This is a genomic window from Anaerosphaera multitolerans (assembly GCF_004006535.1).
GTDB lineage: Bacteria > Bacillota > Clostridia > Tissierellales > Peptoniphilaceae > Anaerosphaera > Anaerosphaera multitolerans.
In genome coordinates this window covers 1-16,063 of sequence record NZ_RLIH01000010.1, presented here as the reverse complement: position 1 = coordinate 16,063, position 16,063 = coordinate 1, and the positions used below count along the sequence as shown (strand labels likewise).

The window sequence follows — 16,063 nt, the reverse complement described above, 5'->3', positions numbered from 1 at the left end:
TAAATGAACGAAAATTTAAAGTATTTGGAGATTGAACTTCCTGAAGACATAGGTAGATTAAAAGCTTGTGGAGATTTTGAGAGAGCAATAAGAGTAATTGATAGACGTTTAAAAAAAGAACTTCCTACTGCATTGAAGAAAAGACTTGAATTAGAGAAAGAAATACTTGAAATTATTCCAAAAAGCTATATTTATGATTATGACGAAGCTCTTGAATTGTTGCAAAATTCCTTTAAGGATTTTAAAAAAGAGGAACTTGACGAATTATGGGAGTTAGACTCTACAGATTGGTATTATATAAATGGAAAGGTGCACTTTAAAGACGACATAGTGGCTAACTTGGTAAAAACAGTTCCTCAACTTGCGAAAAGAGTAATAGATAAAAGGAATCTTGTGGACAAAGAGGGAAACTTTTCTCTTTTAAATGAAACTATAACAAAAATGAAAAAAAGAGGTAAATTAGGTTATAAAATAAGAATTAAAGCCTTTTTAAAAATAAATGAAGATGCGGAAAAAGTGGGAGAAAAAATAAGAGTTCATCTTCCAATTCCAATTGAAGGCGCTCAGATTAAAAACGTTAAACTTTTGGATACATCGCATACACCTAAAGTAATAGGTGATCCAACTTATCCTGCAAGAACTGTATATTTTGAGGAAGATTATAGAAGTAAAGAAGAATTTTATGTAGAATATGAATATGAAAACATAATGGAGTATGTGAATCCGGATTATTCAAACACTTTAGGAGCACAGCCTACTTTTTATACAGAAGAGCTTTCTCCGCATATTGTATTTACACCATATATTAAATATTTAACAGTTGAAGTAATTGGTGATGAAACGAATCCATTGAAAAAGGCGAGGAAAATATATGATTTTATAACGAAAAAAATTATGTATTCTTTTGTTCGTCCATATTATGCTATTACAAATATTCCCATGTATGGAGCAACGTCATTAAAGGGAGACTGTGGTATTCAAGCTCTGTTATTTATAACTATGTGTAGATTTGCAGGAATTCCTGCAAGATGGCAAGCCGGACTTTATTCAAATCCCCTTTCAATAGGTAATCATGATTGGGCTCAATTTTACATAGCTCCCTTTGGCTGGCTCTATGCAGATTGTTCCTTTGGAGGAGCTGCTTTTAGGGAAGGAGATATGGATAGGTGGAATTTTTACTTTGGGAATTTAGAGCCTTTTAGAATGGTATCAATTTTAGATTTCCAACACGAGCTTAACCCTCAGCTTAAATATTTAAGAAAGGACCCTTATGATAATCAAAGTGGAGAAGCTGAATATGAAAGCGGTCCTTTAAAATCGGAAGACTTAATTACTGAACAAAGAGTAATTGAAATAGAAGAGATAATATAAAAGGAGTGAAGATATGATTATAACTGATTTAAAATGGAGAGAGATGGAGCCTGTTTCAAAAGTAAAGTTTAAAATTGCCCTTAGGGAAAATGCGAAAACCTCATCTCTACTTTTAAAAATAGAAACAGATGAAGGTATAAGCGGATATGGAGAAGCATCTCCCTTTGAACCTGTAACTGGAGACAATATAGAAGATATAAAAGCTTTTTTTGAGAAAATCAAACCTGAATTAATAGGGAAAAATCCTTTGGCAATAGAAAAAATTCATAGAATTATGAATAGATTTATTGTGGGTAAGACAGCAGGAAAAGCTGCTATAGACTTTGCATTATATGACATATTGGGTAAAAAAACGGGAATGCCCCTATATATGCTTTTGGGAGGAAATTCCAATACAGTTCAATCTGATATGACCATAGGAATAGATACTCCTGATGAAATGGCTAAGCTTGCTAAAAAATACGTAAATGAAGGTTTTAATATTTTAAAGATTAAAGTTGGTTTAAATTATGAAGAGGATTTAGAGGCAATTAGAAAAATTAGAGAAGCTGTTGGAGATAAAATAAGTATACGATTAGATGCGAATCAAGGTTATGATAAAAAACAAACTATAAATGTAATGCGAGAAATGGAAAAGTACTCAGTTGAAGAAATAGAACAACCGATTCCTTGTTGGGACTTTGATGGAATGAAATTCATTAAAGATAGAATAACACAGGAATTAATGATGGATGAATCGGTACATTCTCCTAATGATGCACATAGAGCAGTTAAAGAAGAAGCTTGTGATGTAATAAATATTAAACTTATGAAGGCAGGTGGAATATTTCCTGCACTTCAAATAAATGCAGTAGCTCAAGCGGCAGGAATAAAATGTATGATTGGATGTATGAGTGAAACTAGAGTCGGTATAGCGGCGGGTGCTGCTTTGGCGGCGGCTAAGAAAAATATAGTATATGCAGATCTGGATAGCTATAGAATGATAGAAGAACTTGAATATGTAAGTGGCGGTTATACACAAGAAGGAGATATAATAACTCTTACAGAAAAACCCGGATTAGGTTTGGAAATAGATTTTTAACAAAAGGGAGATTATTTTATGGAGGCACTTGTTAAGTAAGCTTTAAGCTTGACTTTCAAAGTGCTTTTTAATATGTATAATTTGCAGATTTTCAACAATTTAATAATTTTCTGCAAATTAAGTATCTAGTAAAAAACTTTATAAAAATGTCAAAAACAAGTTTAATATACCTGTCAAAAATAGTATACATTAATTATAAATCTCTATAATAGATTTTATTATGATTTGTTTTAGAATAAGGGGCGATTTTTATATACTTCAGTTTAACTTTTTAAAGACATTATGCTGTTAGAATGGGAATATGTAGGTTCAAAATATTTTGTTGAAGTACTACGGGAAAATTTTTAGTGCATATTTTCATACACTATGTTATAGTAATAAAGTATAGTTAACTGATACGAAAAATAAATTATTTAGAGGTGATCTATGAAAAAATTATTACAAAAAAATTATGTATTATTGTTAGTAGTAGCAGTATTATCATTTGGTTTAGTAGCTTGTTCAGAAGGAAATAATGAATTATCAACAGCAGAAGTTTTAGAAAATTATTCGGAAGCTTCCAAAGTCATAACTAGTGGTAAAATGAACACAGAAATTTTTGTAGCTACTAATGTAGCCGGACAGGGAAGTGAAATTACCATGACTTCTAATATAGAATTTACTACAGAACCTATTGCTATGAAGATAGATTCTACTGTAGGCGGTAACGGTTCTGAAATAAAAACGACATCTTATATGGATGATAAAATAATGTACACTCAAGTACCAGGTTCAGAAACTTGGCAAAAGGTAGAGCTTAGTAGTCTTGGATTAGATTTAGAAACATTAACTAACAGTTTTTCTTCTGAAGAAACTTTAAATTTGCTTAAAGAAAATGAAAAAGATATTAAAGTTACAAAAGAAGGAGAAGATTATATTCTTACTTATAGCGGAAATGGAGATTCTATAAAGGCGGTAATAAAACAAATGTCAAGTGCAATGGCCCCTGAAATGAGTCAACTATTTGATAATATGACAATAAATAGTTTTGATTACAAGGTAGTTATTGATTCAAAAACATTTCTACAAAAAAATGTTGATACAAATGTAGAGATGGTAATGAATATTGAAGGTCAAGAAATGACTATGAATCAAGAACAAAAAGTTACATTTGAAAATTTAAATAATGTTAAAGAAGTGATTATACCTGAAGAAGTAAAAAAATAGTGGAAATATTAAAACCCTTGGAGTAAATTCCGAGGGTTTATTTTAAAGCTATTGTTTTAAAATTTTATAATATGTTTTTAAATTTAATATCCTAAATCGTTCTTGATTTTATATAGTTGTAATTATAAAAAGTTATTTGTTTAATATGTTTTAATGTAGAGAAAATATTTGAATAAATTAATTGATAGAATTAAGTATAGTAATTTTATTAGATTTTAAAAATTTCTAGCCTATATTTTATAAAAAAAATTTATTTGAATAGATAAAATTAATAACAACTTCATATTAAATACAAAATAATATGTTATTGTAAAGAAGAGGTGATTGTAATTTTTACTATACTAGTAGTTGAGGATGATTATGATATAAGAGAATTGATTCAAAATTATTTAGAAAATGAAGGATATAAAGTATTACTTGCACCAGATGGTGAAAAGGCAATAGAAATATATTATAAAAACAATGTAGACTTAATACTTTTAGACTTAATGCTTCCAAAGATTGATGGATATTCAGTATGTAAAACAATTAGAGAAGATTCCAAAGTTCCAATTATAATGTTAACTGCATTAGATGAGGTAAGAAATCAATTAAAGGGTTATGATATGGAAATAGAAGATTACATTACAAAGCCATTTTCTATGGAGATACTACTTAAGAAGATAGAAGTAGTTCTTAGAAGGTATAAGAAAGAAAAATATAATAATATTATTAGATATAGAGATTTAATATTGGATTTAGATGGTTATATGGTTATATTAAAGAATAGGAATATTAAGCTTACACAAAGAGAGTTTGAACTTTTAAAAATATTACTTCAAAATCAGGGAACGGTTTTGTCAAGACAAGTTCTCTTAGATAGAATATGGGATTACAGTTATTTTGGAGATGAAAGAATAGTAGATACTCATATAAAGAATTTAAGGAAAAAAATTGGAGAAGATTATATAGAAACAATTAGAGGGGTAGGTTATAAGATTGATAAGGAATATTAAATCTAGTTTAGCTCTTAAAAGTTTTTTAATAACTTGCATAATATTAATTTTAATTTCTTCTCTAACGTATTATTTTATTGCATGGGTGATGCCAAAGACTTATCTTGCAAATCAGGATGAGGAATTAAAAGTTAAGATGGATGCCTTGATAGAGAATTTGAAAAAGACAAATCTGGAAGATTGTGATGATATGTTACTTGGCTTTAGCATAGAAAACGATGCAATAGTGAGTATTTTAAATACAAATGGAAATATAGTAAAACAGGCTTACGTTGAGACTAAACATGAGGGGATTTTCACTGCAAGTGCGACTAGTTTTGTTTATAACAATAATGATAAATCCGATTTAAAACCTATTGAAATATCCAACGAATCTAAGTTGAATGCGACAATTGGTCAAGAATTTAAATTTCCAAAAGAGACTCAAGAATATGTTTTAATTATAACGGGAAGTTTAAAGGCTGTAAATCAAGCAGAAGAGGCTATGAGACAAATTTGGCCTATGATTTTTTTAATTATAGTAGTTGTGTCCATATTTACTTCAATATTTTATGTTTATTTTATAACCAAACCTATAGTTAAGCTTAGTAAAATTTCCAATCAAATGGCTAATTTGGACTTCAGTTGGAAATGTGATGAAAATAGAGAGGATGAAATAGGACTTTTGCAGAAAAACTTAAATGATTTATCAGACAAACTATCAAGCACACTTATTGAACTCCAAAGTGCGAATGATAAATTAAAAGATGATATAGAAAGAGAGCGTGAGTTGGAGAGAACACGTGATGATTTCTTTTCTGCAGTATCCCATGAATTAAAGACACCTATTACTATAGTTAAGGGACAGTTAACCGGAATGATAGATGGAGTTGGCGTATATAAAGATAGAGATAAATATCTTCGTCGTTCAATGGAAGTAATGAAACAGATGGAGGAACTTGTACAAGAATTGGTTATGATATCTAGAATGGGCAAATATGAAAATGATTTTAATACTTTTTCTAAAATTAATATTTCTGAAATAACAGAAGAACTTTTAGACAAGTTTGAAATTGGATTTCAAGAAAAGAAAATGAATATTAGAAAGAGTTTTGATAGTTTAACAATAGATGGAGATAAGTACTCAATAAATAAAGTTATATCAAATTTAATAGCGAATGCTTTATTTTACTCACCAGAAGGAAATGAGATTAGGATTTACATTAATAAAGAAGATAGAACTTTTAAAATAGAAAATACTGGAGCTAGCATTCCGAAAGAGTCTATAATACATTTATTTGAACCTTTTTATAGAGTTGAACAATCTAGAAATAAGCAGACCGGGGGTACTGGTTTGGGATTGTACTTGGTCAAAGTCATTTTGGAAAAACATAGTTTTAAGTACATTATGGAAAATACTAAAGATGGAGTTTGTTTTACAATAGAATTTTAAAAAAATCGGTAGCGAGAGCTATCGATTTTTTAATCCATTAAATCTACAAATGGAAGTCATAGTATCTCCATAGAAATACTTTATCCTTAATGTTAGAAAATTGGAGGGATTTAAATATGGAAATTATGATTTCAGATTTAGAGATGACATATTCAAATGGTAAAAAGGCATTACAAGATATTAATTTAGTGCTTGAGAGTCCGAATTTAATTGGTTTACTTGGACCTAATGGAGCAGGAAAGACTACTTTGATAAAACTTTTAACGATGAGTTTAATACAAACAAAAGGAGAAGTTTTTTTAAGAGGAAAATCTATTGTAGAACAAGAAAAAATTTTGAAAAGTCAATTAGGATACTTACCTCAAGTTTTTGGATTGTATGAAGATTTGACAGTATATCAGTTTCTAGAGTATATGTCAGTTTTAAAAGGAATTAAAAAACCAAGGAGTGAAATACTGGAAAAAATAAATATGACTAATTTGAAGACGAAAAGCAAAAAAAAGATAAGGACACTTTCCGGCGGTCAAAAGCAAAGGGTTGGAATTGCTCAAGCACTCTTAGGAAATCCGAGTCTTATGATATTTGATGAACCTACAGTTGGACTTGATCCGGAAGAGAGGATTAATTTTAGAAATTTATTCTCAAAAATAGCGGAGAATAAACTGGTGATTTTATCTACGCATATTGTAGAAGACATTCAGGCAGTATGTAATCAGCTAATAGTTATGGATGAGGGGAAAATAATATTTACAGGAACTCCCGAGGAATTAATATACTTAGCTCAAGGTCATGTTGGAATATTTTATGAACATTCTAAGGCAGAGCAGCATTGTGAAATAACGTCTAGAGTTAATACTGCAAATGGGGTTATCTGCAGAGGGGTGGCTGAAATTTTGCCGGAATTTATGAGTGAAGTGGAGCCTACTTTAGAGGATGCATATATGTATTTAATGAGTAGAAAGGATAGAAGTGATGGATTTTAGAAAACGAGTCAGAATGGAAATTTTAAGACTTCTTCGCTCCAAGATAATGAAATTAGTTATTATGCTAACGCTGATATGTCCTATACTAGGTTATAGCTTATATCAACCGGCAACTTATGGCACAACATCAAGTGTAGTATTGGCAAATCCTGTTTTAGCAGGAGGTTTAGGTGGGGCGTTTGTATTTGGAATGTATACTTTATACGAGTGGAGTAGAGATGAGAAAGCAAGGGTAAAAGTGTTGGCGGACAGCATTATTAATCCTCTTTTTAATAGTGGAGTAAAAATTGTTTCGCTTATTTGTTTAGCGTTTTTAACTACAGTTTTGACAGCTATAGTGTATCTTCCTTACACTGCAGTTAAGTTAGGAATACAGTTTAGTGTTTTAGAATATATATTGTCTTATGGACTGTTAATGTTTTTAACAGTTGTCATGGGAATATTGGCATCAGCTTCAATATATCAAATAGTCACTCGTGCGGAACTGTCCTTTATAATTTTTTTATTATTAATATTGTACAGTCTTAGCCCTTGGGTGGAAGAAAGATATATGCTCAGATGGATAAATCCATTAATACCTATTTATTCTGATAATTTTGGCAATACACTATTGTTCCGTACATCTGTTTATAGTAGGATATTTTGGATTAGTTTATTATTAGGACTTTATTTTGTATCCTTACTAAGTGTTAGAGTATACGAGAAAACCATTTTTGCATCCATAAGGAAAAATATTAAAAATAAATGGTTGTTAACATTTAGTATTACATTTATAACAACAGCTTTTTTAATGTATACAAACCAACCTTATGTAGACCAAGCCAAAGTTGAATTAGAAGAAAATTATTTTTCTGGAGGGGATATTGCAGTAGCTACTTCAAACAAGGAAGAAAGTAAGGGAAATAAAAATTTAAAATTGATAAATACTTTTTTTAATATTTCTTTAAATACCTTAAAGGGAAAGACTGTTGGTAAAGCTATATATAGCATAGTAAATGAAAGCCAAGATTCTCAGGAATGTATCATAAACTTATCTCCTGGAATTAAAATTGATTCAATTATTGTTAATGGAAAAGAAATTGAATTTATAGATTTGAAAAATGACTATGGTTATGGAAATAGAGATATAATAACCGAACTACCAAAAGATAAGAATATAAATATGGAAATAAAGTATGGAGGAACTGTAAAAATTCCTGCTCCGGTAGAGGGACTTCTACTGGGAGGAGAAATAACATCGGATTATATTTATATAAGTGGAAATGAATTGGCGCCTAAGTTGTTAATACTATCAGATGAAATAAACCCAATAGAAGGGAATATCACAATTCCATCTAATATGACACCGGTGTCAATAGGAAAACCTGTGGCGCTATTAAGTAAAAATATGGATGGTACAAATACTTGGGAAGTATTTAATGAAAGTGGAGGTATGAACTTTTTTGCTGCGGATTATGAGTGCATGGAAATTGGTAATGAGTTTTTTCCGGTAAATTTTTATTATAGCAAAAAGCATAGCGAGAAGTTTGAAAATTGGAATGTTGAGGAAATATTAAAATCAACAATAGAATATTGTACTAAAACATATGGGAAACTGCCTTATTCTAAAGAGTTACCTTTAAATTTGGTGATGAATAGCGCACATTTTCAAGGAGGAGGGGCTACGGATAATTTAAGCTTCATAACAGAGTCCAGTTTTATTGAGGAGGTTTTAAATGATCCTTTAAAAGGAGCAAATGCTTCAGAAGTTATAGCGCATGAAATAATTCATCAATGGTGGGGAGTTCATAGGTTTATGATGGATATGGAAAATCCTGAGTGGACAAGTGAGGGTGTTACTGTATACGCGACTTATAGAATGATGAAAGAAAAATATGGTGAAGAATATGTTAAGAAGAACTATATTGATGTGTGGGAAAGAGAACTAAAAAACACCAATGATAATTTTTATTTACGAAATCCTAAATATTTGACGCAATTGCCGGAACGATATCTTTATAATTTACAAATGGAATTTATATCAATGAATATATATACAAAAGTTCCTCTACAGATACTAAAAGCAGAAGAACTAGTTGGAGGTGAAGAAGAAATGGATAGAATATTGAAAGATTTATTTTCAAAGGAAGATACTGAAATGCATCCGTATATAACATGGCAAGATTTTTTAGATGCCTGTGGACTCATAGAGTCTCAATTAAATTTATAGGAGGTGTCAGTACATGTATAAAATTTTCTACTATGAAGTAAAACGACTTATTATTAATAAGTATTTTGTTGGATTGCTATTTGCAACACTACTTTACAGTTATTTATTGTTGAGCGGGGAAATAATTCTTGGAGTGGCTAATACTGCACCTTTTTCTCCTTGGAGTTTTGGATTTTACATTTCAAAAATTATGCCTATAATACTTATAACACTATTATTCTTTATATCGTTTTTATTCTCTAGAGAAGAAAAGACCATACAAGCAATTACAAATATAACCTCAGTAAATATAGGTAAGTTTTATTTTGTACGACTTATGACGATTATAGTGTCTTTTATGATAATACTTGCAGTTCCTATACTATACAGTTTTTATTTTTATAAATCTATATTTCAATATAGCATGAGTTTTGATTTGCTAATTCCATTGATTATAATTGTTATCCCAAGTGTAATAATAATTATGGGCTTAGGTTTATCAATAGGAAGTATTTTACCAATTGCAAATTATTTACTTATGGGATTATTAATTTTTGTTAATTTTATAAATCTCCCAGAGGAAATAGATTTATATGGTAGAAACTTTTTTGTTAACTACCCTTTAAGTATAGGTATACTTGATCCGGCCTTTAAGTTATCTTTTTCTTTTGGAATGTCAAGACTTCTATTTCTAGTAGTCGGATTGTTTTTAATAGTGCTGTATATAAAGAAACTTAGTAAAAAAATATATAATTTTTAATTTCAAACTTTGTGTTTAATTAAATTTATAATTCTGCCGATTTCAAATATTATATTGTCGAGATTCAAAGCAAATAAACATATTGTTAGAAATGAAAATTATTTAATTCAATAATATATAGAATTATTTAAAAATAGTAGATCAAAAAGTGTAATTAAAAATAATAATTTTATCTATTAACTTTTAAACTTACAAATTGTTTTTAAAAAATGCACCATTTTTAAGTGTTTCATGGTATTACTTACTATATTTGCTATAATATATTTATGGTTTATTAAATTAATATTAAATATAAAAATAATTTAATAACAATTATAGAAATTATATATTTTAAACTAATTTTAGAGGATAAGGATTATTGACTAGAAATTATTGTTAAAAATATATAGAGAAAAGGAGTATTTAAATGAGAGCTAAAGTGAATAGTAAACTTTCAAAATTATTGTTAATTTTAATGGTGTGTACCTTAATGTTTAATGCGCTATCGGCTAACGTCTTGGCAGCTGAAGAAAGTTTTTCTGATGTGCCACAAGATCACTGGTCTTATGATTATATTGAAAAGCTTAGGGGGTTGGAAATAACTTCCGGAGTTGGTGATGGACAATTTGGTTTAGGTCAAACTGTAACAAGGGCAGAATTTGTGACTTTTCTTTGTAAATTAATGGGATGGGAATTAGTAGAAGAAGTAGAAAATAATTTTTCTGATAACTCAGATTCTTCTGAATGGTTTTTTCCATATGTAAGTACCGCTTTGAAACATGGAGTTATAAATAATGAAGATGGTTCATTTAGACCAAAGGAGGCAATTACTAGAAGAGAGATGGCTGTTATGATTGTAAACTCTCTAGGTTATAATGAACTGGCTACAAAACTAAATTCACAAAATAGCAGCTTTAATGATGTAACTGAAGATACCGGATTTATTAATATGGCAAAAGATTTTGGATTTATTCAAGGAATTGATGAGTATAATTATAATCCTAATAATACAGCAAAGAGAGAAGAAGTGGCTGCAATATTAATTCGTATGTACGAGCGTATTAATAATAAAATAGATCACAAAAATGCTTTTTATGCCATTCGTTCTGCAAGTCAAAAGGATTCTATTTCAAATTTTGATAGTATTTCTTTTGGCTGGGGAAAGTTGGAATTTGATAATGGAAATTTAATTGTAAATAATACTTCAGCCAATGAAAATGAATATAGTTTACCAGAGGGTTATGAAGATATTATTAATATTAGTGGCGATAAAGAAAAAATGTTGATGTTGGCAGTTTCTAATGAAGATGCGGCTAATATATTAAATGATGTAAATTTAAGAGCAAATGCAGTAGATTTAATGGCAGATTCTATAAGTGATTTTGATGGTATAGTAGTAGACTTTGAAGGATTAAAAGGTGAAAGTTTAAAGAACAGCTTAAATGAACTTTTAAATGCTTTAAGAAACAAAGTTGGAAATAAAAAAATATATGTAGCAGTACATCCTATAGGCAGAGAAACACGTGAATATTTTGATGGTTATGACTATAAAACAATTGGAGATATTGCAGATAAAGTCATTTTAATGGCACATGATTACAATGCTAAATTGTTAAGTGATGAAGAAATGGCAAATGGAGTAGTTGATACTCCTCTTACTCCAATAGAAGACGTATATTATGCACTAAGAGAAATTACAGATCCGAACACAGGTGTTCAAGATCATAACAAAATACTGTTGCAATTATCTTTTATAACCGCACAATGGAAAACTCAGGAAGGGAAGGTTTTACACAATAGACCATATACGCCTAATTATGATGCGCTTATTAAAAGGATGAATACAGATGTAGAGATGAATTATAGTTCGCTTTATGAAAATCCTTTTATTAAATTTTATGATGGAAATGATGGAACAAATAATATTATTTGGTATGAAGATTCAAGAAGTGTTGAAGCTAAGGTGAATTTAGCCAAACTATTTGACTTAAAGGGAATATCAGTTTGGAGACTAGGTATTATACCTGATGGCGATAGTCAAATTTATATGGATGTGTTGTCAAAAATTGAAAATTATTAATTAACTATTATAGTTTAAAAACTTTAGTGATTATATAAGATATTGTTAATAAAATAATATCGTTAGATTAAAAAATGAAAGTAGACAGAAAATATGTCTACTTTTGTAAATTAAAACTTTAGGAGTATAATAGATTTATAAATCAGAAACAAAAAATATGATAATTGTTTTATAGTAGATATTATTAAATAATTATTAATAAAGGCTGAACTAAAACCATAAACTTTTATAAGGATAAAATTCAGATATTTATGAAACTGTAAAAGTTTTTCTGTAAATTAAGTATTTCTATAATAAGATACACTGTAGTACTAGTAAAATTCTATATTTTACTAGCACTTATTTTATAATAATTTAACCTTTTTTATTTCTTTTTTGTTTTACAAACTCAATATATTCTTCAATATCTCTCAATGCTTCATCGGAAAATTCTTCACCATCAAAATATGCGGCTATATTTTCGGGTATTTTTTTATTTTTGATTATTTCACCTTTAGGATTGTCTGATACTCCCATTAAATAATCAAGAGTTACATCAAAATATTTAGCAAGTGCTCTTTTTATATTATCATCAGGTGTACTCTTATTACTTTCATAAAGAGAAATAGTGGATTTTACTAAACCAAATTTTTTCCCTAATTCTTCTTGCGTTAGATTTTTTTTAATTCTTAGTTCTTTTATGCGTTCTCCAGTTGAAACTATTTTTAACACCACCTTAGTTTAAGAAAGATAAACTTAACAATAGTGTAGCAAGTTTATACAATAAAAACAATGATGTTTAAGAAACTTCGATTAATTCATCAGAAACACTTGAAAGTTGAAGTAATTTCAACTATAATGAAATGTATGTTTGAAATATGAAAACAAATTGGAGGTGCAAGATGAATAATATCCTCAGAGAATTAAGAATTAAAAATGGTTATACACAAGATGAAATAGCTAAAAAACTTGGGTATAAAAATAGAAGCGGATACAATCACCTTGAGAATGGAAACGTAAAACTATCCATTACACATGCCATTAAATTATCAAAAATATATGGAGTAAGTGTAGATTTTTTTTTAAATAATGTTGTTAAATTGTATCAAACTCAATAATTATTTTATTTTTTAAATTAGGAGGTGAAAATAAATAGTTTAAAAGTAGCTAAATATGTTTATTTAACTGATATTATAAGACTTATTAATACAAAGATTACTTTTAAGTAAGTATTAATTATAAAAATAATATTTAATTAATCATAAACACTGGATGCTTTGTATTGGAATTATACTGGAAAATAGTATGAGTCTTTTTTTATGTAATTTTATACATTGGTATATTATATAAAAATTAAAATATTTGGAATATAATAAAAAGTTTTATTTAAAGGATAGGTATATGACATATAGAGATAAGTTATTTATACTTTTAATATGTATTAAATTAATATTGTAATTATGTAAATAGTATTATTATAATTTAAATTTCAAATAACAAATAAGATTTAATTATTTATTCTCTAGGAATAGTTAAATTTATAATAATGTTTTAAAAAAATTTATAACAATATAACTATAATAATGTATAGTTGAATTTTAGGAGGAAAAAGATTGAAAAAAAATGAGGAGTATAAGTTTACTATTAGTAATTATGGTGATTTTTACAAATATAATAACACCGATAACTGAAGTAAGAGCTTATGCGGAATCAAATGATGATCTTAAAGATTACAGTGGTGAAGTTACTGTTGAAGACGAGGAAGCTGCTGAATTTCCTAAAGATGGAGAAGTAATCAAAGAGGGAAATTTTGCATTACGTATGATAAATAATACAGAAGAAAATAAATTAGATGTAAATTGGGACAAGCCTAATGAAAGTGACACTTTTAGCTACAGGTATTACCAAAGATTATATGATCCGAATTTGTCTGAAGAAGAGCAAGAGGACTTTGAACTTAGATCTTCAAACTATAATAGAGATATAAAGGTGCTTAATATTTATCCCAATACTAACTCATCTAAAGTTGAGATTCCAACGGAATTTGACCCTGATGGTGGAATAAATATGACCTATAAAAGTAATGATGACTTTAAGAGAGACCCTGAAGGAATCCTTCGCAGAAATGGAGACACATCTCAGTATTTTTATGATGTTATAGTAATTGGTAAAGCAGACTTAAATGGCCTTGTGACTGTGACAGATGAAATGAGAAATGCCATTGAAGCATATATTAAAACAGGTCGTGGAGTATTATTCGGCCATGACACCTTAATAGATTGGGGAAGTGTAAGTAATGATTTTGACATTATGAAGAATGACAATTGGCAGTATTCAAAATTGAGACACTATGCGGGAGTAGTTGCTGATAGAGACGTTGCTCAATTGGCTCATCAAAGCACGTATATAAAAGTTGATAGAGATGGATTTCTTTTGGAATATCCAAATAAATTGGCAAAAGATGAAATATTGAAAATACCATTAACTCATGTTAATGCAGCTCTTACTAAAGGGAAAATATGGATGCGCTTGGTGAAAGAAGATGGAACTTTATCAGATCATGGTATGAAAACACCAAATAAAACTTTAGACTATGATGACGGAAGTGGAATGGCAAGCTATGAATCTAATTATTATTTGTCCACCTATAAAAATACAGCTCAAACGCAGGCAGGACATTATACGAACAGTACTGATGATGAGTTAAAAATCTTTGCAAACACCATTTACTTCTTGGCTCAACTGACAAAGGAAGAATCACTGGAAGACTACTCAGCCATGGACTATGCCGGACCTGAGATGCCAAATGCAAAGATAATAGAACAGACGGAAGATAGTGATACAGTACTTCTTAACGCAAAGGATATAGGAACTCTATATCAAGGAAAAGTTGAAGCTTTAAATCAAACCAATCCAAGCGAAAATAATTTAATGTCAGATGAAGTTGTGCAAGAGAGCAAGTCAGGCATTAAGGGATATATTGTAGACTTTGATAAAGATCCTGAAGACACTGGGAAAAAAGATGATAATGGTGACTACATTATTGATGCTGTACACTTACATGATGAAGAAACAGATGGAATTAATATAAAGATAGGTAAGGAAGTATCAAGAGATAGTAAATTAATGGTTCGTGCTATTGACAATGCAGGAAATTTAGGTGAGTTACTTGAAATTGCAATAAAGGATATTGAAATAGATATAAGCGTTAAACAAACAGAAGCTAAGGACGAAATAGATAATAAGGCACAAGAAGAGAAAGACAAGATTGAAAACAATGACAACTTAAGTGAGGAAGAAAAAGAGGCTGCTCAAGATGCAATTGATGATGCAGTAAAAGAAGCCAAAGAAGATATAGACAATGCGACAACAGAGGAAGAGGTAGGACAAGCTAAGGAAGATGGACTACTTTCAATTGTCAAAGAAGGAGCCAAGGCAGAAATCATTGCCAAGGGAAATGTAAAAAATAAGGAAATTGACAGTGTAGAAAATCCAAAGGAAGAGGATGCTCAAGCTTCTAAAACAGCAGTGGAAACCGAGAAGACAAATGCCATAGAAAACATTGGCAATGGAAAAACGATGGAAGAAGTAGACCAAGCAAAAGAAGCGGGACTAGTAGCCATTGAAAATGTAAAATTACCTTTAAGTGGAATTGAAAATGCTCAAATTGAAGCCAATGATGAAATAGACAACAAAGCAGCTGAAGAGAAAGAAAAAATTGAAAACAATGACAACTTAAGTGAGGAAGAAAAAGAAGCTGCTCAAGATGCCATTGATGATGCAGTAAAAGAAGTCAAAGAAGATATAGACAATGCTACGACAGAGGAAGAGGTAGGACAAGCTAAGGAAAATGGACTACTTGCCATTGCCAAAGAAGGAGCTAAGGCAGCTATAGATGGGTCAGCAAATGCAAAGATAAAAGAAATCAATGCAAGAGATGATGTATCTGAAAATGGTAAGACTGAAGCCATTGGGAGAGTAAATAAATTTGCTACTGCCGGTAAAAATA

12 protein-coding genes are annotated in these 16,063 nt (G+C 29.5%); 11 read left to right on the top strand and 1 reads right to left on the bottom strand.

Annotated features, from left to right (window positions below):
- The first annotated feature begins 3 nt into the window (after window positions 1–3).
- The 9 genes from EF514_RS07315 to EF514_RS07275 all read left to right on the top strand — a co-directional run bounded on the left by EF514_RS07315 (window position 4) and on the right by EF514_RS07275 (window position 12,075).
- Entirely contained in the window at window positions 4–1,371 is a 1,368-nt protein-coding gene (locus EF514_RS07315) for a transglutaminase-like domain-containing protein (RefSeq protein ID WP_127724787.1), read from the top strand.
- Between the two features lie 13 nt (window positions 1,372–1,384).
- Entirely contained in the window at window positions 1,385–2,452 is a 1,068-nt protein-coding gene (locus EF514_RS07310; RefSeq protein WP_127724786.1) for a mandelate racemase/muconate lactonizing enzyme family protein, read from the top strand.
- 426 nt (window positions 2,453–2,878) lie between these two features.
- Complete coding sequence (locus EF514_RS07305; protein WP_127724785.1) at window positions 2,879–3,658, top strand: DUF6612 family protein; 780 nt, start codon at window positions 2,879–2,881, stop codon at window positions 3,656–3,658.
- A gap of 320 nt (window positions 3,659–3,978) precedes the next feature.
- Window positions 3,979–4,653: a response regulator transcription factor gene (locus EF514_RS07300; protein ID WP_205666392.1), complete on the top strand. Its 675-nt coding sequence runs from the start codon at window positions 3,979–3,981 to the stop codon at window positions 4,651–4,653.
- Between the two features lie 88 nt (window positions 4,654–4,741).
- Entirely contained in the window at window positions 4,742–6,085 is a 1,344-nt protein-coding gene (locus tag EF514_RS07295; protein WP_127724784.1) for a sensor histidine kinase, read from the top strand.
- A gap of 116 nt (window positions 6,086–6,201) precedes the next feature.
- A complete protein-coding gene (locus EF514_RS07290) occupies window positions 6,202–7,068 on the top strand; it encodes an ATP-binding cassette domain-containing protein (protein WP_127724783.1) in 867 nt (288 codons plus the stop codon).
- On the top strand, window positions 7,058–9,277 hold the full coding sequence (locus EF514_RS07285; RefSeq protein ID WP_127724782.1) for a M1 family aminopeptidase: 2,220 nt from the start codon (window positions 7,058–7,060) through the stop codon (window positions 9,275–9,277). The genes EF514_RS07290 and EF514_RS07285 overlap by 11 nt, the downstream gene beginning before the upstream one ends.
- Before the next feature lie 13 nt (window positions 9,278–9,290).
- The gene (locus EF514_RS07280) at window positions 9,291–10,016 is read left to right on the top strand and encodes a hypothetical protein (RefSeq protein WP_127724781.1); all 726 of its coding nucleotides are present in this window, start codon (window positions 9,291–9,293) and stop codon (window positions 10,014–10,016) included.
- Between the two features lie 406 nt (window positions 10,017–10,422).
- Window positions 10,423–12,075, top strand: a complete 1,653-nt coding sequence (locus EF514_RS07275) for an S-layer homology domain-containing protein (protein WP_127724780.1) — start codon at window positions 10,423–10,425, stop codon at window positions 12,073–12,075.
- A gap of 354 nt (window positions 12,076–12,429) precedes the next feature.
- On the opposite strand, the gene EF514_RS07270 is transcribed toward EF514_RS07275, so the two are convergent.
- Window positions 12,430–12,786 (bottom strand): helix-turn-helix domain-containing protein, encoded by a 357-nt coding sequence (locus tag EF514_RS07270; RefSeq protein ID WP_205666391.1) that lies wholly within the window; start codon window positions 12,784–12,786, stop codon window positions 12,430–12,432.
- A gap of 170 nt (window positions 12,787–12,956) precedes the next feature.
- Between EF514_RS07270 and EF514_RS07265 the strand changes: the two genes are divergently transcribed.
- Entirely contained in the window at window positions 12,957–13,172 is a 216-nt protein-coding gene (locus tag EF514_RS07265) for a helix-turn-helix transcriptional regulator (RefSeq protein WP_127724779.1), read from the top strand.
- Between the two features lie 535 nt (window positions 13,173–13,707).
- Window positions 13,708–16,063 (top strand): DUF1542 domain-containing protein (locus tag EF514_RS07260; protein WP_164845569.1); only part of this gene is annotated, 2,356 nt, incomplete at its 3' end.